Origin of the sequence: Bartonella sp. AC70YNML (assembly GCF_042196545.1) — a bacterium.
GTDB lineage: Bacteria > Pseudomonadota > Alphaproteobacteria > Rhizobiales > Rhizobiaceae > Bartonella.
Window position 1 is genome coordinate 271,193 of record NZ_JBHIQK010000002.1, and the last position, 25,258, is coordinate 296,450.

Consider the following 25,258-nt stretch of genomic DNA (forward strand, 5'->3'; position numbering starts at 1 on the left):
ATTTCCGCATTTGCCTATGAGCGGGTGGAGGGGGAAATGGATAGCGGAGGTAATTGCGTCTGCGCTCAAGCTGCGACCTTGACTCGTAGTTTGTGTTGTTCATTCCTGGAAATTGGGTGGTTATAGTATGAGGGTGGACAGTCATGACTCAAATTGATAGCTTTAATTGTCGCAGAGTATTAAATGTTGGTGGCAAAGAATATACTTATTATAGCTTGATCGAAGCGGAGAAGAACGGACTTGAAGGTGTTTCTCGTTTACCGTTTTCGATGAAAGTTATTCTCGAAAATTTATTGCGATTTGAAGATGGTCGCACGGTTAAAAAAGAGGATATCCTCAATGTTGCTAAGTGGTTAAGTGACAAAGGAAGTGCCGGGGCAGAAATTGCCTACCGTCCTGCACGTGTTCTTATGCAGGATTTTACAGGTGTTCCAGCAGTTGTTGATCTTTCTGCAATGCGTGATGCTATGGTTAAACTTGGCGGTAACGCTGAAAAAATCAATCCTCTCATTCCCGTTGATCTCGTCATTGATCACTCAGTTATTGTTGATGCTTTTGGCAATTCCATGGCTTTTAAGGAAAACGTTGAGCATGAATATGATCGCAATGGTGAGCGCTATCGTTTCCTTAAATGGGGGCAGCAAGCTTTTCAAAATTTTCGTGTTGTTCCTCCAGGAACAGGGATTTGTCATCAGGTTAACCTAGAATATTTAGCACAATGCGTGTGGACGAAGAAGGAAGAGGGATGTGAGACAGTTTATCCTGACACCTGTGTGGGAACTGATTCGCATACGACTATGGTAAATGGTTTAGGGGTCTTAGGTTGGGGGGTTGGTGGTATTGAAGCAGAAGCAGCAATGTTAGGCCAACCTGTTTCTATGTTGTTACCTGAAGTGATTGGTTTTCGTCTAACAGGGAAACTTAAAGAAGGTGTAACCGCCACCGATCTCGTGTTGACGGTGACCCAAGTGTTACGCCAAAAGGGTGTTGTTGGTAAATTTGTTGAGTTTTTTGGTCCTGGTTTGGAGCATATGACGCTTGCTGATCGGGCAACGATTGGGAATATGGCTCCTGAATATGGAGCAACGTGTGGTTTTTTCCCAATTGATAAGGAGACAGTGCGTTATCTCAATATGACAGGGCGTGATGAAGATCGGATTGCCTTAGTGGAGGCTTATACCAAAGCACAAGGGATGTGGCATGATGAAATGGTGGCTCATCCCATTTTTAGTGATACAATTGAATTAGATATGGGAACCGTTGTCCCTTCTATGGCTGGTCCTAAACGTCCTGAAGGACGTATTGCATTGGAAAATGTTGGGCAGGGTTTTGAGAAGGTATTGGTCGAAGACTATAAAAAAACTTCTGGACAAGGTGAGCGCTATCAGGTCGAAGGTGAAGAATATACGCTGAGTCACGGTGATGTGGTGATTGCTGCGATTACTTCTTGTACGAATACATCAAATCCAAGTGTTCTCATTGCAGCAGGTCTTTTGGCACGAAATGCTGTAGCAAAAGGTCTCAAAAGTAAACCATGGGTAAAAACTTCTCTTGCACCTGGTTCACAAGTCGTTGAAGCCTACCTTCAAAATTCAGGTCTGCAAAAAGATTTAGATGCGTTAGGATTTAACTTAGTAGGATTTGGGTGCACAACATGTATTGGAAATTCTGGCCCTTTGCATCCAGCTATTTCCAAAACGATTAATGACAATGGTATCATTGCAGCTGCGGTTCTTTCAGGAAATCGTAATTTTGAAGGGCGCGTTTCTCCTGATGTGCAAGCGAATTATTTAGCTTCACCACCGTTAGTTGTTGCACATGCGCTCATTGGGACAGTGTGTAAAGATTTAACCAAGGAACCTCTTGGTGAAGATTCAGATGGTCAACCGATTTACTTAAGAGATATTTGGCCAACTTCTCAAGAAATACAGGAATTTATCGAAGAAAATGTTACGCGTAAAGTTTTTGCTGAGAAGTATGCAGATGTCTTTAAGGGAGATGAAAATTGGCAAAAAGTTCGGATTCCTACAGGTTCTACCTATTCTTGGGATGAGCAATCCACCTATGTACGCAATCCACCTTATTTCGATGCTATGCAGAAAACTCCTGATGTCTTACCAGATATTAAGGATGCACAGATTTTAGGTTTATTTGGTGATAAAATCACGACGGATCATATTTCTCCTGCTGGTTCTATTAAGGCAGCTTCTCCTGCTGGGAAATATTTAATGGATCATGGTGTTAAAGTGGCTGATTTTAATCAGTATGGAACGCGTCGTGGGAATCATGAAGTTATGGTGCGTGGGACCTTTGCCAATATTCGCATTCGTAATTTCATGTTAGGGGAAAATGGTCGAGAAGGAGGTTATACGGTTCATTATCCGTCAGCGGTAGAACAAACCATTTACGATGCAGCAATGGCGTATAAACAAGAAGGTGTTCCGCTCGTTGTTTTTGCAGGTATTGAATATGGCAATGGATCATCACGCGATTGGGCTGCCAAAGGGACCAATCTTCTTGGTGTCAAAGCAGTGATTGTGCAGTCTTTTGAAAGGATACATCGCTCTAATCTTGTTGGTATGGGCATTGTCCCTTTTGTCTTTGAGGAGGGGCTAAGTTGGAAATCTTTAGGCTTAAAGGGAGATGAAAAGGTGACAATTGAAGGGATTCATAACTTGAAACCTCGTCAAAAGACTGTAGCGAAAATTACTTTTTCTGATGGTACGGTAAAAACCGTTCCATTATTGTGCCGTGTTGATACTGAAGATGAGCTAGATTATTTGCATCATGGTGGAATTTTGCAATATGTCTTACGTAAGTTAGCCGTTTAAATTCTTTTGTTTGTTAAGAAATATCTATTATTAAGCTATAAAGTTGCGGATCAAAGAGTTTAGCTTCGTTTTTTTATGACTATCTTTGAAAATCTAATTGACGTTAGCTTTGGGATTGCGCTATAAGCCACACAGTTATAGGCAGCTTTATAGTTTTGCTTGGGTTGGATTTATTTATATTGGTAGAGTTGTTATTGGGACTCATTTTACCAAGGTGTTGAAAGAGAGATTATATTTATGGCGAATACACCTTCTGCTCGAAAAGCGGTGCGCAAGGTTGCGGCGCGCACACAGGTTAATAAGGCCCGCCGTTCACGCGTTCGTACTTTTATACGTAAGTTTGATGATGCTTTAGCGGGTGGCGATAAAGCATCTGCAGAGATTGCATTTAAGAATTTTGAGCCTGAAATTATGCGTGCAGTTTCTAAAGGGGTTTTTCATAAAAATGCTGCTGCGAGGAAAGTATCACGTTTAGCTAAACGTTTGAAGGCTCTCAGCGTTTAAGCTTTTTTTCCTTTAATTGAGAACAAAGCCAGTATCCATGAGGGTGCTGGCTTTTTGTTTATTATTTCAAAAAGTTTCTATTGAAAATAAGAATCGATAATGATTCTCCACTTGAAAAAGGAGAGAAAGTTTATAGGGGGAGGTATGGTTATCCACAAGCTTTGTGGATTTGTACAGAGTCTTTTTTGTCAAGCATTTTATTTTTTTTTTTAAATCTGAAGAGATTCTTTAATTATTGGTAAATTTAGAGAAAAAAAATGAATTGAATCAATATTTTTTTCAGTCCTCATTAATATAAGCATTTTTTTCGGGTTTTTTGATTTTATTTTGACCTCTTGCATTTTACCTCTGCTGTTTTGTATGGTTCTTATGAAGACTAAGAAGCATGAAGGGGTCACATCAGCGCATTATTCTGTATTTTGTTGAATACAAGATGTTTTGATTTAGGTTTTTCGAAACTTTTGTGTTGGAGAGGTTTCTGGCGGTTTTTTAGTTTTCTTAATGGATATGTTTACCATTTTAGAAGGGTGGGTCATATCATGAGTGCAAATAAATCTTATTGGTCATCTTTGTTAGTGGGGTTGTGATGAGGCTATCCTAGGGGAGGGTGAGTAATCTTATTTGGGGTAGGGCGTTTTGCCTTCGCTAGATTTATTTTAGTTGTTTGGCAGGACAAAATTTTATTTTTATCAGGATGGAAGATGGTGGATAAATTGAACTCTAAAGCTAGTTCCTTTAAAAGGGTTTCGGTAAATATCCTGTCGGCAGAGAACATAATAAAGAATAGGATGACGGAAAGTGATGAGAACGTTTGTAGAAATGCTTCTATAGGGCATTCTATTGTTTCAGAGGAGGAAAGTGCGGCGGCTTTTGTCCGTGTTATGGCGCAGTTAAAGGTGCAGGTTGGTGTTGAGGCTTATACCAGTTGGTTTGGACGTGTGAAGCTTGCTGAATATAGTCATACTCTTGTAAAGCTTTCTGTTCCTACTGCTTTTTTACGTTCATGGATTAATAATCACTATGGTTCTCTTTTGACTCATTTATGGAAACAAGAGAATTCAGCAATTATTCGTGTTGAAGTTATTGTTCGTGGTATGGAACGCGTTTCAAGAGATGTCGTTTGTAAAAGAAGTGTTCCTCCTGTTGTGCTAGAGGAGCAGGCGGCTTCATCTTTTGTTGAGAGTTGTGCAGAGCATTCAGTTAAGAATTCTCAAACGGGGGTTTTTGGATCTCCACTTGATTCTCGCTATACTTTTGAAAGTTTTGTTGAGGGGGCTTCTAATCGTGTTGCTTTAGCGGCTGCACGTTCAATTGCGGAGGGGCATAAAAGCGCTTTGCGTTTTAATCCTCTTTTTATTCACGCATCTGTTGGTTTGGGAAAAACACATTTGCTTCAAGCGATTGCGGCTTCTGCATTGAAGCGTTTAACATCTGCACGTGTTATTTATTTAACTGCTGAATACTTTATGTGGCGTTTTGCAACAGCTATTCGTGATAATGATGCTCTTTCTTTTAAAGAACAGCTTCGCGATATCGACCTTTTGATTATTGATGATATGCAGTTTTTGCAGGGAAAGTCGATACAACATGAGTTTTGCCATTTGCTTAATATGTTGCTTGATAGTGCAAAACAAGTTGTTGTCGCTGCAGATCGTCCACCAGCAGAATTAGAATCGCTTGATCTTCGCGTTCGATCTCGTCTTCAAGGAGGAGTCGCACTTGAAATTGAAGCACCAGATTATGAAATGCGTTTACAAATGTTGCGCCAGCGGTTAAAGGTGGCACAACAAGATGATGGCATGATATCAATCTCTGATGATATCTTGGAATATATTGCCAAAACGGTTTTAGGGTCGGGACGTGATATTGAAGGAGCATTTAATCAGTTGTTATTTCGTCAATCTTTTGAGTCTAATTTATCTTTAGAACGGATTGATGAGTTATTAGGTCACTTGACACGTCCTGGAGAACCTAAGCGAATTCGGATTGAAGAAATTCAGCGTACGGTAGCGCGCCATTATAATGTTTCTAAACAGGACTTGTTGTCTAATCGCCGAACACGTACGGTTGTGAAGCCACGGCAAGTTGCGATGTATTTAGCAAAAGTATTAACTCCTCGCTCATTACCAGAAATTGGGCGCCGTTTTGGTGGGCGTGATCATACAACAGTTTTACACGCTGTGCGTAAAATTGAAGATTTGGTTTGTGGTGATCAGACCTTGGCTAAGGAACTTGAGTTGCTTAAGCGGTTGATTGGAGAACAGGCTGTATAGTGTTTATCGTTTCTTTCTTTGGAGAGACTTTAAAGAATTTAATGAAAAGATTTATTTTTTCTTATACAGGAGTGACTTGCCATTTTAAGAGAGGTTTAATAAACTCTAGCAGGCGATTCTCTAAAGGGATCTATTCTTTAATTCTAAGGAATTTTTATAGTTTTTAGTAAATCATACGGGGCTTTTATGCGTATTACAGTTGATCGCAGTCAATTTCTCAAGTCTCTTGGTCGGGTTCACCGTGTGGTAGAGCGCCGTAATACTGTTCCTATTTTATCGAATGTGTTGATTGATGCAGAAAATGGCCGTGTACAGTTAAAAGCAACAGACCTTGATTTAGAGGTTATGGAATCTTTTGCAGTTAATGTTAAACAAGCTGGAGCAACAACTGTTCCGGCACATTTGCTCTATGATATCATTCGAAAACTTCCTGATAGCAATGAAGTTGTATTATCCCTCGATGAGAATCAAGCAGGTACAATGTCCGTTGTTTCGGGTTGTGCACATTTTCAGCTTCAATGTCTTCCGAAGGCAGACTTTCCAGAGTCGCTTCCTGGGCAATTTGGTTATCGTTTTTCTCTATCGGCATCAGGCTTAAAACATTTACTTGATTGTACACAATTTGCTATTTCTACTGAAGAAACCCGTTATTATCTTAATGGTATTTATTTCCATATTATTAATGATGGTGTTTTGAAATTGCGTTTGGTTGCAACTGATGGTCATCGTTTGGCACAAGTTGAGATGGAAGCTCCTTCGGGAGTTGAGGGAATGCCTGGAGTTATTGTTCCCCGTAAAGCTGTAGGAGAATTGCAAAAACTTCTTTCAGAAGAAAATGATAGCGATGTATGTATAGAGCTTTCGGAGACAAAAATTCGTTTTTCTATAGGCTCTGTGATTTTTACATCAAAATTAATTGATGGAACATTTCCAGATTATCAACGTGTTATCCCTCTTGGAAATGATAAAGAATTAATTGTTAATAGGCAGGACTTTTCTTCTGCAGTTGATCGTGTTTCAACGATTTCAAGTGATCGGGGGCGTGCAGTTAAATTAACGATTGAGCATGGACAGTTAAGGCTTGTTGTTAATAGCCCAGATTCGGGCAGTGCAGAAGATCAGTTATCAGTAACTTATGCATCTGAACCGCTTGAGATAGGATTTAATTCACGTTATCTTTTGGATATTGCTGGGCAGCTTTCAAGTGATGAGATGGTTTTTATGTTGGCTGAGGCTGGAGCACCAGCTCTGATTCGTGATAATGATGATGCGGATGTGCTTTATGTACTGATGCCTATTCGCGTTTAGGGGCAATTGTTTTGCAATGCATGGCGAGTCGTGTGCACAAAGTGGCAGTGAGGCAGCTGAAGCTTTTACGTTATCGTAATTATTCTTTTTTTAATATTCATTTTTCGGGTCAGCATGTGGTTTTTACTGGCCATAACGGTGCTGGTAAGACGAATCTTTTAGAGGCGTTATCTTTTCTTTCTCCTGGTCGTGGTTTGCGACGTGCTGCTTATTCTGATGTTAGCTTTGTAGAGGGCGGAGGTGAAGGATTCGTTGTATTTGCACGTCTTGAATGTGCTCTTTATGGTGAAGTAAAGATTGGTACAGCTTTGGAGGTTAGCGATAACAGTCGAAAGGTCCATATTAATGGTGTGAGTGAACCAGGTGATTGCTTAACAGATTATTGTCATATTAGTGTCCTAACACCGTCTATGGATGGTCTTTTTACAGGTCCTTCACTTGAGCGCCGTAATTTTTTGGACCGTATGGTTTTGGCGATTGATCCGTTGCATAGGCGCCGCATAGCCGATTATGATAGAGCTATGCGCGCACGAAATCGTTTGTTTTTAGATGGAAATGAAGATTGTGTTTGGTTTGATGCTTTAGAAAAGCAAATGGCAGAATTGGCGACAGCTATTTCTGCGGCGCGTGTTGATGTTATTCGGCTTTTAAATGACATGTTTACACAAATGCCGTCTCATATACCTTTTCCACGAGCTTTTTTGCAAATTGATGGTTTTTTAGAAACAGCTCTTAATGAAATATCAGCAACTGAAGTTGAAGAACAATTTTGTGATCGATTACGGCATAATCGCGCAATGGATCGTGCTGCTGGTCGGACGTTAGAAGGACCACATCGTGCAGATTTGCAGGTTTTTTATTCTGATAAAAATAGAACAGCAACATCGTGTTCAACAGGTGAACAAAAAGCGCTGCTAACAGGTTTAGTTTTGTGTCATGCACGTCTAACAGGTATGATGTCGGAAAGATCTCCCATTCTTCTTCTTGATGAAATGGCTGCTCATCTTGATTCGCATCGACGTGCTGCTCTATTTGATATTCTTGATGATTTAGCTGTACAAACATTTATGACAGGAACAGATCGTGTTTTATTTGATGACTTAAAAGGACGCGCAGAATTTTTTGAGATTAAGAATGGAGCTTTATTGCTGTAAAAAACATGCTAAATATTTTTCTAATAAGTGATGACTCTGAAAGAAAAGGCTTGCTATGTCAGAGATAATAACGATTTTAAATGGTCCTAATTTAAATTTTCTAGGTCAACGTGAGCCAGGAATTTATGGAACTGAAACTCTAGAAGGTATTGAAAAAAGATGCAGAGAATGGGCAAAAAAAAATGATATCATAATAAATTTTTATCAAAGTAACTGTGAAGGGCAATTAGTAGCATGGATACAAGAAGCAATAGAGGCAAGTTCTGGATTGATCATTAACCCAGCGGCTTACAGTCATACATCTGTTGCACTTCTCGATGCCCTAAAAATGTTTTCAGGGCCGAAAGTAGAAGTTCATTTATCTCATATTTATCAGCGTGAAGCTTTTCGTCACCATTCTTATACATCTGCAGGTGTAGACGCTATCATAACTGGGTGTGGAGGTGATGGATATCGGTTTGCACTTGAGTATATTGCAAAACAATTAAGCAAAATAATTAATTTGTGATAGGTAAAGAGCAAACGTTGGATAAGAGTAGTATTGGCATTGAATTCACTTGATAATTATTTTCAAATCTGTACAATATTAAGGTGTTATATTATGACAATTTTTAGTGCGTATGACGGGGGTAAATGAAGATGAAAAGCTTTGTTAGACAATTAGAGATGCTTGTGATTTTAGGGGGAGCACTGCTTTTGTCTGGTTGTAAAATTGATGTTATACAGCCATCAGGTTATGTTGCACGTCAACAGTTAATTTTGATTGTTGTTTGTGTGGCTGTTATGCTTTGCGTTGTCATTCCAGTAATGGTGAGTGTGGTATTTTTAGCTATAAAATATCGTGCATCGAATGTGAAAGCGGACTATTCTCCTGATTGGGCGCATTCAAATAAAATTGAAGCGTTGATGTGGAGTATTCCCATTGTAATCATAATGGTTTTAGGTTCATTAACAACTTATTATACCTATAAGCTTGAGCCTACAAATCCCCTTCCAGTAGAGGTGGTGGGTGAAGGAAAGCCATTGCAGATTGATGCTGTAGCTCTTGATTGGAAGTGGCTTTTTATTTATCCTGAATATGGTGTTGCATCGATTAATGAAATTTACGCGCCTGAAGGACGTCAAGTTTTATTGCAATTGACGTCAGAGAATTCTGTCAATGCCTTTTGGGTTCCCAAATTGGGTACGGTTCTTTACGCTATGCCGCAGATGAATGCTAAGTTGCATTTGGTCGCTGAAGAACAAGGGGTATTCAAAGGGACCTCAGCAAATTACAGTGGTGATGGTTTTTCGGGTATGCGGTTTAAGTGGCATTCTGTGTCTTCGCGGGATTTTGAGGATTGGATTGTAAAAGCTCGGGCTAATGGTCGAGTACTTGATCGTACATCTTATCGTCAACTTTCTATTGCGCCTCGTATGGGTGATATTGCTGCGAAGGAAAAAGATGCTGAAGTTCGTTATTTTGCACCTGTTGAGAAGCGGCTTTACTATCGTGTTGTTAATCGATGTGTCGATGAAAATACGGTGTGTAATGAAGATTTAATGAAACGTGCTGCTGCTCAGACGCTATGGGGTGCACTGTGTTCAGTATTTGATCCTGATGTTATTTAAAGGGTCAATAGAGAAAGAGCCCTTTTAATATTTTTAATATAAGGTTTCTTTTAAACTTAAATTTCATTTGAAATGGGTTGAGAAATGTTTGGAAGACTTACAGATCCTACGGCAGGTGCTTTTCATGCGCTTGCACATGAACCGATCGTTTTGTATACATGTATTGCGATTGTTTTGGTTGGTTTAATTGCTGTCGTTGCTCTGACAGCGCTTGGGTGGTGGGGAATTTTATGGCGAAATTGGATTACAACTGTTGACCATAAGCGCATAGGCATAATGTATATAGTTCTTGGAATTATTATGCTTGTTCGCGGTTTTGCGGATGCACTTATGATGCGAACGCATCAAGCTTTAGCTCTTGGGAGTGAAACAGCAGGTTATTTACCTCCTGAGCATTTTGATCAAATTTTTTCGGCGCATGGTACGATCATGATTTTTTTCATGGCTACGCCTATTTTATTTGGTCTTTTTAATTATCTTATACCGCTTCAAATTGGTGCGCGTGATGTTGCTTTTCCCTTTGCAAATAATCTGGGTTTTTGGATTACGGCAGCTGGGGCGATTTTGATTAATATATCCCTAGGTGTTGGTAATTTTGGTCGTGGTGGTTGGTTGATGTATCCACCTTTTACAGAATTACAAACGAGTCCAGATACAGGGGTAGATTATTATTTATGGTCTCTTCAGCTTTCTGGTATTGCAACAACAATGGGATCAGTGAATTTTATTGCAACGATGATTAAAATGCGTGCTCCTGGAATGACAATGATGAAAATGCCTATTTTTTGTTGGAGCGCTTTTGTCAGCAATGTTCTTATTGTAGTTATTTATCCTGTCTTAACTGTTGCTTTTGCGCTCTTGGCATGTGATCGTTATTTGAACATGAATTTCTTTACTAACGTTGGTGGTGGAAATCCAATGGTGTGGATTAATTATGTTTGGGTTTTTGGTCACCCTGAAGTGTATGTTTTGGTTGTTCCTGCTTTTGGCATTGTGTCTGAAGTTGTCTCAACTTTTTCTTCAAAACGCCTCTTTGGTTATACTTCCATGATATGGGCCATGGTGGTTATTTTGATTCTTTCGCTTCTTGTTTGGGGACATCATTTCTTTACAATGGGTGGTGGTGAAGCTGTAAATACCTTCTTTAGTATTGCTACGATGATCATCGCAGTTCCAACAGGTGTAAAAGTCTTTAATTGGCTGCTCACGATGTATAAAGGTCGGATTCGCTTTGAGCCTCCAATGCTTTGGTGCATGGGAATGATCTTTACGTTTGTTGGTGGTGGGTTAACTGGTGTTTTATTATCTATTGTTCCTGCAGATTGGCAGTTTCATAATTCGCTCTTTTTGATAGCGCATTTCCATCATACAATTATTGGAGGTGTGGTTTTCGCTTATTTAGCAGGGCTTGCTTTTTGGTTTCCAAAAGCTTTTGGTTATAAACCAAATCGCATACTAGGTATTGCATCTTTCTGGTGTTGGTTTATTGGTTTTTACCTTGCGTTTTTCCCTGTTTATGCGCTTGGTTTAATGGGTGCAACACGTCGTCTCCAGCATTACATGGAACCTAGTTGGCAGCCGATGTTTATTATTGCTGCTCTAGGTGCTTTTATTATCTTGCTTGGTATCCTTTGTTTTGTGTTACAGGTTGTTTTGGCGATTTGGTATGGTATTAAGCATAAAGGTCACCTACCGGTAACGTTGAATGATTCTTGGGGTGATGCACGTACACTTGAATGGTTTACCTCTTCACCGCCTCCTGCCTACAATTTTGCCCTCCTTCCAAAGATACAGTCTGATGATGCTTATTGGAATATGAAGAAAAGTGGTTATCAACGTCCGACAAGTGGATTCACAAAAATTCATATGCCGTCGAATACATCGGCTGGAATTATTGCGGGATTCTTCTTATTAGTTGTTGGTTTTGCACTTGTTTGGCATATTTGGTGGCTTGCTGCTGTTGGGCTGATTGGTTTTATTGTAACGCTTGTGTGTCATTCATTAACAGGTGATCATCATGGTTACTATATTCCAGCTGAAGAAGTGCAAAAAACTGAAGATGCCTTTACGGCTGTTCTTAAAGAACAAGGAGTGACGGTATGAGTGCTGTAACAATGAATAACGCGAGTACTATAGATGAACTTCACCACGATAGTAGCTCGGTAATGACGTTTGGTTTTTGGGTCTATATTCTTTCAGACTTAATCCTGTTTTCGACACTGTTTTCAAGTTTTGCTGTTTTTTCTGCTTCTTATGGTGGTGGTAAAGCGGGCAGTGAGTTTATAGATTTAAAGTTTGTTTTGGTTGAGACTGCTTTCTTGTTGTTTTCATCCGTCACTTATGGCTTTGCAATGGTACAAGCACATAAAAATAACATCAGTGGTGTGCGTTTATGGATGGCTATTACCTTTGTATTGGGGTGTTGCTTCATTGGTATGGAACTTTACGAATTTCATGAACTTTTGAGTGAGGTTTTTTATTTCGATCCAAATGCTTATGCGGGTATTGATCCTGCAACAGGTTTACAGCTTTTTGGACGGGAGATACTTTCTGCTTATTGGTCAGCATTTTTTGCTTTGGTTGGCACCCATGGTCTTCACGTGAGTGTTGGTCTTCTTTGGATGGTCGTGATGTTTTGTCATCTTCGTCGTAATGGTTTGGATCAGGATAATAAAACACGTTTAGCGTGCCTTTCCATTTTTTGGCATTTACTTGATATTGTATGGGTTGGTGTTTTCACCATGGTTTATCTATTAGGAGCGTTGTGATGAGCATGCAAAATGAAACACATGGTCCCAGTACTGGTTCCTATTTGGTCGGTTTTATTCTGGCTGTATTTTTCACCTTGGGTTCTTTTATTCCTGTGATGTATGGAATGATGGAAAGTTGGGCAGTCAGTACAAAAGTTGCATATCTTATTGGGATGGCGATTATTCAGATTGTAGTACAAATTGTTTTCTTTTTACACTTGAGTTCTGGTCCAGATGCCAAGTGGAATTTAAATGCGTTATGGTTTGCTGCTATTTGTGTTTTTATTATTATTGGGGGTACATGGTGGGCTATTTCTCATTTGAATTATAATATGATGGGTGGCTCAGGACGTGTTATTGAACCGGAAATATCAAGTAGAGATGGTTCTTCAGTATCTGAGCCGTTATCAAATAAAGATATATCCGTAAGAAAACAGCCAGAAAAGATACAGGGCTCAGAGGTTTCGATGGAGCAAGGTGTAAGTACGCAAACTCCTGTAGATCAAGCACCTGGTTCAGAAATGCCCATGGGGCAGGGTCTAAGTACGCAAACTCCTGTAGATCAAGCACCTGGTTCAGAAATGCCCATGGGGCAGGGTCTAGGTACGCAAACTCCTGTAGATCAAGCACCTGGTTCAGAAATGCCCACGGGGCAGAGTCTAGGTACGCAAACTCCTGTAGATCAAGCACCTGGTTCAGAAATGCCCATGGGGCAAGATCAAAATACGCAGCAGTTTCCTGTGGAGTAGTTGTTAGAAATATCTACGGAGCTGATGCGGCATGTATCAGCTCCGTAGAAGAAATTCGTAGGATATAAAGCAGGAGATAAGTACAAGATATCAGTGGAATGAGTATTATTATTTTGAATATACTTTTAATTTAAAAGAGAAAGTCTGTGGGGTATTTAGTCAATCTTTAATTTTTGAGACAAATAGCTATCTGTAGAATATACAAAAAGTGATGTTTGTAAAATTTTACTACAAAGAAAGAGAATGTGCGCAACAAGTTTTTATATTGTGTGAGATAAAAAAGCTATGAAGCAGTAATATTTTTAGATTTAAAGAATTTATATTAAAGATAGCATTAAAATTATTTGTAATAATAATATGCAATTGAAATCAAAAATTTAGAGAATAATTAGAAAATTTAATGAAAACCGTTGCAATGACAGTTATAGGTGCTGGTTCTTTTGGTACTGCATTAGCGATAGCTCTTGCCCGTAATGGTCATAATGTTTTACTTTGGGGATATAGTCCTCAACATATCAAAGAATTACAGGAACAACGTTGTAATCAAGTATATTTACCCGATATTCAATTTCCTGAAAATTTATTACTTGAAGCTTCCCTTGAAATTGCAATAACGGCAAGTCACAATATATTAATCGCTGTTCCAAGCCATGTATTTCATCAAGTCTTGTATAATATTCAGCCTTATTTAGATCAGCATTCACGCGTTATTTGGGCTACAAAAGGTTTAGAACATGGGACTGGACGTTTCTTACAAGAGGTTGCTCGTGAGATTTTAGGTGAAAAAATTCCTTTAGCTGTTTTTTCTGGACCAACTTTTGCTCAAGAACTAGCTATTGGTTGGCCTACTGCAATGACGATAGCAGCTTCTGATGTTGAGTTTGGTAAAGAATTGCAGCAACTTTTTCATTGTGACAAAAGTTTTAGAGTTTATAAAAGTTCAGATATGATTGGTGTTCAATTAGGGGGGGCAGTCAAAAATGTTATTGCTATTGGTGCAGGAATATCAGATGGCATAGGTTTTGGGGCAAATGCACGAATAGCTCTTATCACACGAGGACTAGCTGAAATCAGTCGTTTAGGGGGGGCTATGGGTGCTGAGCTTGCCACATTTATGGGAATGACAGGCTTAGGTGATCTGGTTTTGACATGTACTGATAATCAGTCGCGTAATCGCCGTTTTGGAATACTTCTTGGTAAAGGAATAGATATAAAAGAAGCAGAAAAACAAATTGGTCAGGTTGTGGAAGGATACTTAAATACCAAGGAAGTACATACGTTGGCGCAGCGTATTGGGGTAGAAATGCCCATTGTAGAACAAATTTATCAAATTCTCTATTGTGGTAAAAACATAACTGAAGCGGCAAACACATTACTAGGCCGCGCCCTCAAGGACGAAATACAATGATATCCTGTTTATTAATAATTCCAATCGTAAAAAATAGAAACATGCTATGATAGACATATAAAATAGATTGTATTAATGGTTGTATAAGGCAGTCATATTCCAGCAAATTATAGATTCATATCATTCGATTCTTTATGAAACATGGCTGAAATATAAAAGTTTTTGCTTTTGTCTAAGAGCTATCTCTTTTAAGATAAATTATCGTTTCCACTTACACATGTTTATGTAATGTAATGAACAAGATACTTTTATTGTCTCTTAAATTCATCTCACAATGATATTTGCAAACAGAATAATACAAGACTCATTAGGTAGAAGCATCTTATTTATGTAACGTATAAGCTAAGAATATTGGGGAAGGGATATTGTGAATCTCTGTTTTTGTAATTTTTTAAAACAAGAAGACAATCTAATTTGGGAAGAAGATGAAATTTTAAAGCTGAAAATCAGTTCCCATTTCTACAATCATTTTTAAATTCAGTTTTATGCTATCTTAAAGCAATATCTTTTAAATAATGGAGATTATCTCACACCTTTATTTTCTCATTTTCTAATGAAAGCATTTCTCTGATGTATCAGGTAAAATAGAACGCCAAAAAAACACGATTGCTGTTGCATACTCACGTGCTTGTTTTAAAGAGACCTCTCTTAAAATTCCCAAGTCCAATTTGCGACGGTGACCGTGAATAGTGTAACGATAAAGCTATTGTGCGCATCCCCATCTTTACGTTTATGAAGGAGGAAGACGAGCATCATTACACCTCCCAATGTTGAGACAGCTCTTGGCACTTGAAGCTGTTCAGTAGAGATATTTAAGCCTTTTATTCTCTCACATGTCAATTTTGTTTTTTATATGCAAGAAATGATTTTTGGAATTATAACTTTGAAAGTCTAAGATTGAAAAAAATATTATTGTACTTGTTTGTGGCTGTCATTTAAGCTGAAAAATAATGTGATTATAAAGATAAAAAATTGATTTATATGAATAATTCATTTTATTTTTGTATTGAGTTAATTAAAAATATGTGTTTGCTTGTCACAAGCGGGTTAGTATGTGGATAAAAATTATTAAAAATACTTCTAATGAATCATCTCAAGTGTCAAGGGTTGTTTCAACATTAGAACATGGCAAGTAAAATGACAGTGTCAGTTTGTCATCTGTATAAACATTAAAATGGTGGTGAAAAAAGGATTTTATGTACTTCACAGGGATTTTTATATGTTTTACAGGTACCATTGTGAAATGGAATGGCGTGCATTGAGAGATATCTTTAAAAAAAATGCATGAAAGAGCAACAGCTATAGTATTTTTAGGCGTTCTATTTTAACTGATACATTAGAGAAATGCTTTCATTAAAGAATGAGAAAAATAAAGGTGTGAGGTAAAGCGTAACCTCCATTATTAAAAAAACATTGATATAGATGCTTTTAAAATCGTAAAGCCTCATTAAAGAATAATAGTAAGATTAATGATTGATTTCTTTACGCCTTCATATTCTTCCTAAATTAGATTGTATTTGCGTTTCAAGAATAAATCAAACGGTAGGAATATTTTTTTCAATTTGCTATACAAAAGCTGAAACTAAGGGTTTTAATAATTCTCTAATCTCTGTTTCAAACTGGGGTGGCATGAGGGTTGGATATTGATTTATAAACAATGGCAAAAGCGTATGCTTTAGTAAGGTAAATAACGTCATAAATACACACTTTATCAACCATGGATTGAAGAAATATTCCGGCTTTTATAAAATATTTTGCGAAACAAGGCATAGTACATCTGGTTTTGTGTTCACTTATTCTTACAAACATTTGCACATATGCCTTACGTCATATTATTATAAGTCAATACACTTTATATAGTTGAGAACGTACTCAATACCCGACTAAAGCACTATGTACATGATTGATTTTATTTTTTAGTGCAAATAAAAATTATCCTTCTTGGGAATCGTCACTTTTTTTTAGTTCTTCAAGTATTGGCATAGACATAATGTTATAGCCTGAATCAACATAATGGATTTCACCTGTAACACCTGATGATAAGTCAGAGAGTAGATAAAGAGCAGATTTTCCAATTTCATGAATATTCACGGTACGACGTAATGGGGCATTACGGCGTTGATGTGAAAATATTGCCCGTGCAGCTGCAATACCATTACCTGCTAAGGTTCTAACAGGACCAGCGGAAATTGCATTGACGCGGATATTTTGAGGACCAAAGTCCGCTGCTAAATAACGTACCATAGCTTCTAAAGCTGCTTTAGCAACACCCATGATGTTATAATTAGGCACAACTTGCTGTGAAGCACCATAGGTAAGAGTTAAAAGTGTTCCTCCATTGGGCATAAGTTTACCCGCGCGCTGGGCAATTTCAGTAAAGGAATAAGCTGAAATAACCATCGTGCGTTGAAAGTTTTCACGTGTTGTGACATCAACGTAACGCCCTTTTAGCTGATTTTTATCTGAAAAACCAATGGCATGGACAATAAAATCAATTGTTTTCCATTCTTTTTCAAGTTGTTCAAAGACGTAATCAATATTTTCACTTTTCTCAACGTCACACTCTAGCACTAATTTGCAACCAAGTTTATCTGCTAGGGGATGAACACGTTTTCCAAAAGCATTTCCTTGATAAGTCAACGCTAATTCAGCTCCTGCTTGTGCGAGCTGACAGGCAATGCCCCAAGCAATTGAATGGTCATTCGCAATTCCCATAATAAGGCCGCGTTTGCCCTCCATCAAACCTTTCATATTATTCTCCGTAAGACCGTACTTTTTTCAATTACTAAGAACTTTTGTTTATACATAACGTTGGAAAACAAGCGTTGCATTGGTACCGCCAAAGCCAAAAGTATTTGACAATACGGTATTCAGTTGTTGATGATCACGTCGTTCACGAACGATAGGCATATCAGCAAAAGCTGGATCAAGTTCTTCAATATGGGCACTTTCACAAATAAAATTATGATTCATCATTAACAATGTATAGATTGCTTCGTGAACACCTGCTGCTCCCAGGGAATGTCCTGTTAGAGATTTGGTAGCGGAAATAGGGGGGCATTGATCACCAGCTCCAAAGACACGACGGATAGCTTTTATCTCAGGAGGGTCACCAACAGGAGTTGCTGTCGCATGGGGATTGATATAATCAATTTTATTATTGACTGTTGCAAGGGCCATGCGCATGCATCGTTCTGCTCCCTCTCCTGATGGGGCAACCATATCATGTCCATCGGATGTTGCACCGTATCCAACGATTTCTCCGTAGATTTTTGCACCACGTGCTTTAGCAAGTTCTAAATCTTCAAGAACTAAAACGCCAGCCCCTCCAGCAATGACAAAACCATCACGATTAACATCATAAGCGCGTGAAGCTTTGTGAGGGGTGTCATTATATCTGCTGGACATAGCGCCCATGGCATCGAATAAAACAGAGAGTGTCCAATCCAAATCTTCGCAGCCACCAGCAAAGATGCGCTTCTGTTTACCATATTGAATTATTTCGTAAGCATTACCAATACAATGATTGGAGGTAGCACAAGCTGAAGAGATTGAATAATTGATCCCTTTTATTTTAAAGAAAGTTGCTAATGTTGCAGATGCTGTAGAACTCATCGCTTTAGGGACAACAAAAGGTCCAATACGTTTTGGACCTTTTTGGCGTGTAATGTCAGCAGCTTCTACGATTGAATGTGTTGAAGCACCTCCAGAACCCATAATAATACCCGTGTGTTCGTTCGATACTTCATGCGGTTCTAGACCTGCATCAGCAATTGCTTGATCCATAGCGATGTGATTCCATGCTGTTCCACGCCCATGAAAACGGAGAGCACGTCGATCTACGAGTTCTTCTATATTAATATCAGGTTTGCCATAAACTCTGCTACGAAAGCCTAATTCAGCATATTGAGGTGCGTAAGAAATTCCGGATTTTGCTTCACGTAAACTAGTTAAAACAGCTCCAGGATTATTTCCAATTGCGGAGACAATTCCCATTCCGGTTACAACAACTCGACGCATTCATACCTCCTCGTTCCATACAGAATAGTGAAAAGTTTTTTCTGATGGAAACAATGTTCAATCTTCTTTGAATAAAGCAACGCGTAAATCGTTTGCCTTATAAATAGTCTCTCCATCTGCTTTTAGCCACCCATCAGCTATTCCTAAGACTAAATTTCCACGTCGAATACGCTTAAAATCTATTTCATATTCAAGAATTTTGGTTTGTGGAGTTACCATCCCTGATAACTTTACTTCACCTGTTGATATCGCTCTCCCTTTTCCTGGTTCGTTTAGCCAACCAAGAAAAAAACCTGTTAATTGCCACATACCATCCAGTCCGAGACATCCTGGCATAACGGGATCGCCTATAAAGTGACAATTAAAGAACCACATGTCTGGTGTAATGTCAAATTCGGCGCGAACCATTCCTTTATCGTATTTACCTCCAGTTTCACTAATTTGAGTGATTCGATGAATCATCAACATTGGCGGTGCTGGCAATTGCGCATTACCTCTACCAAACATTTCGCCGCGAGCGCAGCTTAGAAGCTCTTCATACGTGTAGCGAGACTTTTGTTCAGCCATTGTTACTCCATTTATTTGCATATATCTTTAATTTCTGCGCTTTTCCCAACCTACTTTTAGAGCAAATTTTAAAGAGAGGGAAATGGTTTTATATCATTTTTAATGACAAAAGCCTTTTTTTATGTATTCTACATAGGTAATTATTTAAAAATGGAATACAAGATTACACCATACTATTCCCATTTTTTTGTATTTTGATCTTATTTAGCAGGAATATATTTGAGTTTGTAATATGTCAGTGAGTGCAGACAATTTAGATATGAATGAAGAGCAACAGTCCACAAAAGAGTGTAGAAAAGTTGTGCAATATTATTCCATTTCTATGTTAGAAAAACGTTTGCGTCAAAATGGTCTGCGTCCAACACGTCAGCGGTTGGAACTTGCACATATGATTTTTTCTCAAGGAAATCGTCATATTACTGCTGAAGAGCTCTATGAGGAAGCGGTGAGGGCAGGTGTACCTGTGTCTTTAGCAACGGTTTATAATACACTTCATCAATTTACGGAAGCGGGATTATTACGGATTATTGCCGTAGAAGGCTCAAAAACTTGGTTTGATACCAATACCTCTGATCACTACCATTTTTATATAGAAGGCGAAAATCGTATTCTTGATATTCCTTATAATTTGGAAGAAGCTCCCATTATTAGAAATTTGCCTAAGCCACCAGAAGGTATGGAAATTTCACATATTGATTTAATCGTGCGATTGAAACCAAAAAATCAATCTTGTGATAGGCAGTGAGGATATTCAATGAGGAATAAAAATTAAACTTGTTGAGTTTGAGCATTCACCAGCCTTTTACTTTTTCATCAGGATAGATTCCCCATAACTGGGGTTGTTGAAGCCATCCGCGTGTATTATTAATGTTTAGTTCGCACCATTGTCCATCACATTGGCGGATATTACCAATGACGTTAGGTTCTACTTCCGCCACAAGTTCTGCGTTGTCGGTGGGTTTTTTTCGTAGCATCAGCCTTTTTGTTTTATCTTTTTGCCATGGAATAGTTATAGCAGTTCGCTTTCCCGATAAAAGCGATTGATACACCCACCCCTCATCGCCTTCTGCATCACGAATTTTGCGCCATTGATCATATTCTTGGATGATTTCAATAGGTAACCCCTTCTTTTGGTAGGTAAAAATGATAGAATAGTTGCTTCCTGGTCCGACGCGTACATTAACACGGGTAGGTTTAATCGAAGCAAATCGCGGAAGTGGTAAACCACTGGGCCCTAAATTTTGATTAAATGTTTGTGCATGCAACAAATGAGGTGAAACTAATACAATGACTGTTGCTATTAAGATACATGATGCGAGTATTGAAACGCGAAACCAACGAGAACTTTGCACACCGAACTCCTTTATTTCATCATATATTGGAAATTTAAAATCTGAAAGATAAGACTGGAAACTGATAAAAAGTATGACACACTGCTCGTTAAAGAGATCTAAACGATGAAAAAATTGCTACAAAAATATCAAAATAAGGAAAACAAAAGGTTTGTATTTCTTAGTGCTTATCTTGTTTATGAGGGGGTAGATATAAATAAACATTGGATTTTTATGTAGCTGTGCGCGTGATAAAACAGTAAAGTGTACAGGAAATTAGGGCTAAAGTATTGCATCTCTTTTCTAAGTTTGTTTCTCGAAGTAAAAGTGCATGTATGCATATTATGAACAAAGAGCTGTTCAGTAAAGGGATTATTGTGTGGCTTGAAAAGAGTTTTGAATGAACAAAATAATACGGTAAATAAAAACAGTTAAGCGTAAAAATATGAGCAGCATTGTAGAGTAGATTGATATATGAAGGGCTAACAGGATACTTTTTCGTGATAATCCACTTTATAAAATTTGCTACATTATAATTTTATGCCATGATAATCCTTATTCGTATGGTAGATAAGCTGGCTCCATCGTTCTATTTACCAGCTTTCAATGTTATGCAGTTCCTATTATTTATGGTGTTCATAAGAAGCCTTTTTGTTTTTTCTTAAATAGCTTTTATTCTATTTGCATACGAATCCCGCTTATGATGTACAAGAAGATAATCTTGATTGATTCAATATGAGAGGGTGTATGATGAGAGCTTTACGGTATTCATAGTTATTATTTAATATGAAAAACGCTTATTTATAATAATAAATCAATATGTTATACATTTTAATCGTTATTTAAATTGTAAAAATATTTTCATAAAAAATGATAAGATAAGGCACATATTCACACATATTAAAATCACAGTGGTTTCTTTGTTTATTGTCAATTTTCTTTTATACTGAGTTAGAGAAAAAGAAAATTAAATGAAATATTCAGGGGAAGGTTTGCTCGATACGCTATGAGGTGAATAACATAATTGATGAGGGGAAGAAATTTATCAAGAAAAACCAAGCTGTAATGCAGTGGTTAAAATTCTTCCCTTTGTAAAGGGATAAAATCAAAAGATATCGAAAATTATGGAATCATTTCGTTATATAAGTGAAGGGAACGAGGATTATGTATTTGATATCATATCTCTACACATACATAATCGCATATTGCAATAGTGATTTGTGCTTTGCAATATAATCTAGAATTTTCGAAAGATGCAGAATATTTTAATAGAAAAAAAGAAAACCAGCACGTGAGCGGTACATAAGAAAGAGCTATTTGAGAGATGAAAAACTATAGCAAAATGCCATTACAAAATATCCAGTACTCTCTCCTTAATTTTGTACAGCAATAAGTCGATTTAAAGAACCGAACTGCAGCTTGTTATGCAGTGCTTGAAATGCCGAAGAGTGGAGTAAAAATCACTGCATTTATAGACCCAAAACACCCATTATGCTCAGATAATTCTAAATACTATAACACACGCCTTATGAGAAAAACTCATTTACAATATTCTATAAGTACAAAATTTCTGATAGCCTATTTACACTACAATTCATGCCATTTTGATAACGCATACACAAAAGCATATTACTTCACTGCAACAGTTCGTCCGTTACTAACAAAACCTTCTCTTTGTGCACGCTTACGAGCAAGCTTACGTGTACGACGAATAGCCTCAGCTTTTTCACGAGCACGCCTCTCAGATGGCTTCTCATAATAACTACGCATTTTCATTTCACGGAAGATACCTTCACGCTGCATCTTTTTCTTCAACGCGCGGAGCGCTTGATCAACATTATTATCACGAACGAGTACTTGCACTATTTATCCTGCTTTTTTCAGTGTCACAAATAATAGAAAAATCTACGTCCTTTTAAAGGCATATCCAAAAGAACAAGCGCTTATATCATATAAATAAGACATTTGTCTATATCGCTTTTAAAAATTCTATTTTTTTTGTAATAAAATGCTTTTTATAATGAATGATAGAGTTCATGATTATAAACTCATGAAAGTCCTTGTATTTGATCATTTTCATCAAGATGAATTTTTTCAGCCGTGGGATAATGGGGTAGTCCAGGCATGGTCATAACATCTCCGCAAATGACAACGATAAAGCCGGCTCCCGCACAGAGACGAACTTCTCGTACGGGAATTTCAAAATCAACAGGCGCACCATATTGCTTGGGATCAGCAGAAAAAGAATAAGGTGTTTTTGCCATACAAATAGGGTAGGCGCCAAAACCTTCTTTTTCCCAAGATTCAAGTTGTTTGAGAATAGGGGCTGAGATAATGGCGCCACGCCCACCGTATAGCTTTGTTATAATACAATTAATTTTTTGAACGAGGGGAATATCATCTTGATAGAGAATCTTAAAATGAGATTTTTTTTCTTCAATCAAGGTAACGAGTTCTTGTGCAAGTTCTATAGCGCCTTTCCCACCTTGTTCCCAATGCTTACAGATAATAGCTTTGTGTCCAGTTGTTGCAACTATTTTCTGTAATGTTTTTATTTCGGCATCGCGATCGCTGTCAAAATGATTGATAGCCACAACACAAGGAATACCGTAGTGCTTCATATTTTTTATATGTCGTAAAAGATTAGCTGCTCCTTTTTCTAAAGCGGTGATATTTTCTTCTGTCAGGTTATTTTTATCCACACCACCATTCATTTTTAATGCACGAATAGTTGCGACGATCACGGTAGCATTTGGTACAATACCTGCTTGCCGACATTTGATGTCGAAAAACTTTTCTGCTCCAAGATCGGCTCCAAATCCTGCTTCTGTGACAACATAATCAGCGAGTTTTAAAGCAGTTTTTGTTGCTATAACTGAGTTGCAGCCATGAGCAATATTAGCAAAAGGTCCTCCATGAACGAGAACAGGGTTATTTTCAATTGTCTGTACGAGATTGGGTTGTATAGCATCTTTTAGAAGAACTGCCATTGCACCTTCTGCATTAAGATCAGCAACGGTGATGGGCGTTTTATCATAACGATAAGCAACAATAATTTTCTTGAGTCTTTGTGTAAGGTTTTCTAAATTTTCAGAGAGACAAAGAAGCGCCATAATTTCTGATGCAACAGTAATATCAAAACCTGTTTGGCGTGGAAAACCATTTGTTATGCCCCCTAATGAAATGACAATATCGCGCAATGCACGATCATTCATATCAAGAACGCGTTTCCAAACAATGCGACGTGGATCAATGTTTAGAGTATTTCCCCAATAAAGATGATTATCTATCATTGCGGCAAGAAGATTATGAGCAGCTGTAATAGCATGAAAATCACCGGTAAAATGTAAATTAAGGTCATCCATTGGAATGACTTGCGCATAACCACCACCAGCAGCACCGCCTTTTACACCAAAACAGGGACCTAAAGATGGTTCTCTCAAGGTAGCTATTGTTTTTTTACCAATAAGATTAAGAGCATCACTTAGTCCAACTGTTGTTGTTGTTTTGCCTTCTCCGGCAGGTGTGGGATTGATAGCTGTGACAAGGATAAGTTTACCATCTGGATTTTTATTAAGCGATTTTATGTATTCAGAAGAAATTTTAGCTTTATCATGGCCATAGGGAATGAGATTTTCATGTGAGATACCAATTTTTTGTGCAATTTCAATAATATGTTGCTTTTTAGCAGTGCGAGCAATTTCAATATCAGTTTTAGGCATGGAAAAATTCTTTAAATTCAGCTTTTATTAATGTTTGAAATCTGTACCCATGGATTAATTAGAAAAATTCATAGAGAACGGAAAAATATTAAGATATCATAGAAATCGATGATATGCCATGCAAGAGATAATGCTAAAGAAGCACAAGAAGAGTTTTATTGTTTTTTAGGAAAAAGAATCTTTTTGCTTTTAAGCAGTAAAAATACGTTTAATTCAATTAAAAATATTGCGAAAAGAAGCTTTGGTTTGCAACAAATGCTGATGATATTAATGGATACCATAAGTGTTTCATAGTAGTATGTTCGAGAAGTAGTTTATTTATTCTTTCCAACAACACACTGAAAAAGCTTCACATGGTGGTAAACCGGAATTTATGGCGGCACATCTGAAATCCCTCTTAAGATGGGACTGCTAGGAATAAAATATCTAGAAACATTCAGTTATGGAACAATTAGAAATAAGCACGTAAAAATTACCTAACTGAGTAGAGAGTATAATCCGGAAGAGACCAAAAACAAGCGCATAGATTGAAAAAAGAAAACAACAACATACGCTACTCATGTAATCGCTACGATTATAAGCTAATAAAAGCACCTTAGAGCTGAATTGAAGGACTCATAACATTTTATTCTAGCAAAATGGCTAAAGAAACGCCCCACAACAGAATGAAATAACAAAATACAAAATAATAGATCACAAAATAAAGAATTTAAAAAGTCTGACTTTATAAGTAAGATATTGATAGATGGCGCACCCGAAGAGATTCGAACTCCTGACCCCCAGATTCGTAGTCTGGTGCTCTATCCAGCTGAGCTACGGGTGCATACATTTCAATTTTTTACATTGTCTAAGACAAAGGGTTCCTAATCGTTTCATTAAAGAAATGCAAGTGAAACTTGAGTCGTCATAAAAAAAATCTCTTTTTTTTATGATATATTTTAAAAAAGGATATAATATATTATGGCTTCAGTTGGTTTTGATATGAACATTTTTTTGTCATGAGCATACAAAGCAATATGAACGATAGTTA

General features: G+C 37.7%; 18 protein-coding genes and 1 tRNA gene. 12 read left to right on the forward strand and 7 right to left on the reverse strand.

Features of this window, described 5'->3' with window-relative positions; genetic code table 11:
• Nucleotides 1-143: 143 nt before the first annotated feature.
• The 11 genes from acnA to gpsA all read left to right on the forward strand — a co-directional run bounded on the left by acnA (nucleotide 144) and on the right by gpsA (nucleotide 14,588).
• Nucleotides 144-2,831: an aconitate hydratase AcnA gene (gene acnA, locus ACFIMU_RS03240; RefSeq protein ID WP_375696811.1), complete on the forward strand. Its 2,688-nt coding sequence runs from the start codon at nucleotides 144-146 to the stop codon at nucleotides 2,829-2,831.
• Nucleotides 2,832-3,068: 237 nt separating this feature from the next.
• The gene (gene rpsT / locus ACFIMU_RS03245; RefSeq protein ID WP_273790272.1) at nucleotides 3,069-3,335 is read left to right on the forward strand and encodes a 30S ribosomal protein S20; all 267 of its coding nucleotides are present in this window, start codon (nucleotides 3,069-3,071) and stop codon (nucleotides 3,333-3,335) included.
• 701 nt (nucleotides 3,336-4,036) lie between these two features.
• Nucleotides 4,037-5,608, forward strand: a complete 1,572-nt coding sequence (dnaA, locus tag ACFIMU_RS03250) for a chromosomal replication initiator protein DnaA (RefSeq protein WP_375614899.1) — start codon at nucleotides 4,037-4,039, stop codon at nucleotides 5,606-5,608.
• Nucleotides 5,609-5,794: 186 nt separating this feature from the next.
• Nucleotides 5,795-6,916 (forward strand): DNA polymerase III subunit beta, encoded by a 1,122-nt coding sequence (gene dnaN, locus ACFIMU_RS03255; protein ID WP_375606188.1) that lies wholly within the window; start codon nucleotides 5,795-5,797, stop codon nucleotides 6,914-6,916.
• A 20-nt stretch (nucleotides 6,917-6,936) separates the two neighbouring features.
• Nucleotides 6,937-8,070: a DNA replication/repair protein RecF gene (recF, locus tag ACFIMU_RS03260; RefSeq protein ID WP_375606228.1), complete on the forward strand. Its 1,134-nt coding sequence runs from the start codon at nucleotides 6,937-6,939 to the stop codon at nucleotides 8,068-8,070.
• Nucleotides 8,071-8,125: 55 nt separating this feature from the next.
• The gene (gene aroQ, locus ACFIMU_RS03265; protein WP_375606189.1) at nucleotides 8,126-8,578 is read left to right on the forward strand and encodes a type II 3-dehydroquinate dehydratase; all 453 of its coding nucleotides are present in this window, start codon (nucleotides 8,126-8,128) and stop codon (nucleotides 8,576-8,578) included.
• A gap of 131 nt (nucleotides 8,579-8,709) precedes the next feature.
• Nucleotides 8,710-9,681 carry a ubiquinol oxidase subunit II gene (cyoA, locus tag ACFIMU_RS03270; RefSeq protein ID WP_375606229.1) on the forward strand — a complete coding sequence of 324 codons (972 nt, stop codon included), beginning with the start codon at nucleotides 8,710-8,712 and terminating at the stop codon, nucleotides 9,679-9,681.
• A gap of 84 nt (nucleotides 9,682-9,765) precedes the next feature.
• The gene (cyoB, locus tag ACFIMU_RS03275) at nucleotides 9,766-11,784 is read left to right on the forward strand and encodes a cytochrome o ubiquinol oxidase subunit I (RefSeq protein ID WP_375606190.1); all 2,019 of its coding nucleotides are present in this window, start codon (nucleotides 9,766-9,768) and stop codon (nucleotides 11,782-11,784) included.
• Nucleotides 11,781-12,449 (forward strand): cytochrome (ubi)quinol oxidase subunit III, encoded by a 669-nt coding sequence (locus ACFIMU_RS03280; RefSeq protein ID WP_375606191.1) that lies wholly within the window; start codon nucleotides 11,781-11,783, stop codon nucleotides 12,447-12,449. The genes cyoB and ACFIMU_RS03280 overlap by 4 nt, the downstream gene beginning before the upstream one ends.
• The gene (cyoD, locus tag ACFIMU_RS03285; RefSeq protein ID WP_375696812.1) at nucleotides 12,449-13,180 is read left to right on the forward strand and encodes a cytochrome o ubiquinol oxidase subunit IV; all 732 of its coding nucleotides are present in this window, start codon (nucleotides 12,449-12,451) and stop codon (nucleotides 13,178-13,180) included. The genes ACFIMU_RS03280 and cyoD overlap by 1 nt, the downstream gene beginning before the upstream one ends.
• 400 nt (nucleotides 13,181-13,580) lie before the next feature.
• The gene (gene gpsA / locus ACFIMU_RS03290) at nucleotides 13,581-14,588 is read left to right on the forward strand and encodes an NAD(P)H-dependent glycerol-3-phosphate dehydrogenase (protein ID WP_375606193.1); all 1,008 of its coding nucleotides are present in this window, start codon (nucleotides 13,581-13,583) and stop codon (nucleotides 14,586-14,588) included.
• Nucleotides 14,589-16,520: 1,932 nt separating this feature from the next.
• On the opposite strand, the gene fabI is transcribed toward gpsA, so the two are convergent.
• The 3 genes from fabI to fabA are packed head-to-tail and all read right to left on the reverse strand — an operon-like array spanning nucleotide 16,521 to nucleotide 19,175.
• Entirely contained in the window at nucleotides 16,521-17,339 is an 819-nt protein-coding gene (gene fabI / locus ACFIMU_RS03295) for an enoyl-ACP reductase FabI (protein ID WP_375606194.1), read from the reverse strand.
• 48 nt (nucleotides 17,340-17,387) lie between these two features.
• A complete protein-coding gene (fabB, locus tag ACFIMU_RS03300; RefSeq protein ID WP_375606195.1) occupies nucleotides 17,388-18,608 on the reverse strand; it encodes a beta-ketoacyl-ACP synthase I in 1,221 nt (406 codons plus the stop codon).
• A gap of 57 nt (nucleotides 18,609-18,665) precedes the next feature.
• The gene (gene fabA, locus ACFIMU_RS03305; RefSeq protein WP_375606196.1) at nucleotides 18,666-19,175 is read right to left on the reverse strand and encodes a 3-hydroxyacyl-[acyl-carrier-protein] dehydratase FabA; all 510 of its coding nucleotides are present in this window, start codon (nucleotides 19,173-19,175) and stop codon (nucleotides 18,666-18,668) included.
• Nucleotides 19,176-19,407: 232 nt separating this feature from the next.
• Between fabA and irrA the strand changes: the two genes are divergently transcribed.
• Entirely contained in the window at nucleotides 19,408-19,920 is a 513-nt protein-coding gene (gene irrA, locus ACFIMU_RS03310) for an iron response transcriptional regulator IrrA (protein WP_375696813.1), read from the forward strand.
• Nucleotides 19,921-19,966: 46 nt separating this feature from the next.
• Here the strand turns inward: irrA and ACFIMU_RS03315 are convergent, their stop codons facing one another.
• The 4 genes from ACFIMU_RS03315 to ACFIMU_RS03330 all read right to left on the reverse strand — a co-directional run bounded on the left by ACFIMU_RS03315 (nucleotide 19,967) and on the right by ACFIMU_RS03330 (nucleotide 25,051).
• Nucleotides 19,967-20,527 carry an SH3 domain-containing protein gene (locus ACFIMU_RS03315; protein WP_375606198.1) on the reverse strand — a complete coding sequence of 187 codons (561 nt, stop codon included), beginning with the start codon at nucleotides 20,525-20,527 and terminating at the stop codon, nucleotides 19,967-19,969.
• Between the two features lie 1,608 nt (nucleotides 20,528-22,135).
• Nucleotides 22,136-22,369: a 30S ribosomal protein S21 gene (gene rpsU, locus ACFIMU_RS03320; protein ID WP_273717519.1), complete on the reverse strand. Its 234-nt coding sequence runs from the start codon at nucleotides 22,367-22,369 to the stop codon at nucleotides 22,136-22,138.
• Between the two features lie 185 nt (nucleotides 22,370-22,554).
• On the reverse strand, nucleotides 22,555-24,228 hold the full coding sequence (locus ACFIMU_RS03325; protein ID WP_375606199.1) for a formate--tetrahydrofolate ligase: 1,674 nt from the start codon (nucleotides 24,226-24,228) through the stop codon (nucleotides 22,555-22,557).
• Between the two features lie 746 nt (nucleotides 24,229-24,974).
• Nucleotides 24,975-25,051: transfer RNA gene (locus ACFIMU_RS03330), tRNA-Arg, on the reverse strand.
• Nucleotides 25,052-25,258 lie beyond the last annotated feature (207 nt).

Coding starts and splice junctions, on each gene's coding strand:
- cyoD (WP_375696812.1), top strand. CDS start 12,449: ATGAGCATGCAAAATGAAACACATGGTCCCAGTACTGGTTCCTATTTG.
- dnaA (WP_375614899.1), top strand. CDS start 4,037: ATGGTGGATAAATTGAACTCTAAAGCTAGTTCCTTTAAAAGGGTTTCG.
- dnaN (WP_375606188.1), top strand. CDS start 5,795: ATGCGTATTACAGTTGATCGCAGTCAATTTCTCAAGTCTCTTGGTCGG.
- fabI (WP_375606194.1), bottom strand. CDS start 17,339: ATGAAAGGTTTGATGGAGGGCAAACGCGGCCTTATTATGGGAATTGCG.
- fabB (WP_375606195.1), bottom strand. CDS start 18,608: ATGCGTCGAGTTGTTGTAACCGGAATGGGAATTGTCTCCGCAATTGGA.
- gpsA (WP_375606193.1), top strand. CDS start 13,581: ATGAAAACCGTTGCAATGACAGTTATAGGTGCTGGTTCTTTTGGTACT.
- acnA (WP_375696811.1), top strand. CDS start 144: ATGACTCAAATTGATAGCTTTAATTGTCGCAGAGTATTAAATGTTGGT.
- rpsT (WP_273790272.1), top strand. CDS start 3,069: ATGGCGAATACACCTTCTGCTCGAAAAGCGGTGCGCAAGGTTGCGGCG.
- fabA (WP_375606196.1), bottom strand. CDS start 19,175: ATGGCTGAACAAAAGTCTCGCTACACGTATGAAGAGCTTCTAAGCTGC.
- aroQ (WP_375606189.1), top strand. CDS start 8,126: ATGTCAGAGATAATAACGATTTTAAATGGTCCTAATTTAAATTTTCTA.
- cyoA (WP_375606229.1), top strand. CDS start 8,710: ATGAAAAGCTTTGTTAGACAATTAGAGATGCTTGTGATTTTAGGGGGA.
- recF (WP_375606228.1), top strand. CDS start 6,937: ATGGCGAGTCGTGTGCACAAAGTGGCAGTGAGGCAGCTGAAGCTTTTA.
- cyoB (WP_375606190.1), top strand. CDS start 9,766: ATGTTTGGAAGACTTACAGATCCTACGGCAGGTGCTTTTCATGCGCTT.
- ACFIMU_RS03325 (WP_375606199.1), bottom strand. CDS start 24,228: ATGCCTAAAACTGATATTGAAATTGCTCGCACTGCTAAAAAGCAACAT.
- irrA (WP_375696813.1), top strand. CDS start 19,408: ATGTCAGTGAGTGCAGACAATTTAGATATGAATGAAGAGCAACAGTCC.
- ACFIMU_RS03280 (WP_375606191.1), top strand. CDS start 11,781: ATGAGTGCTGTAACAATGAATAACGCGAGTACTATAGATGAACTTCAC.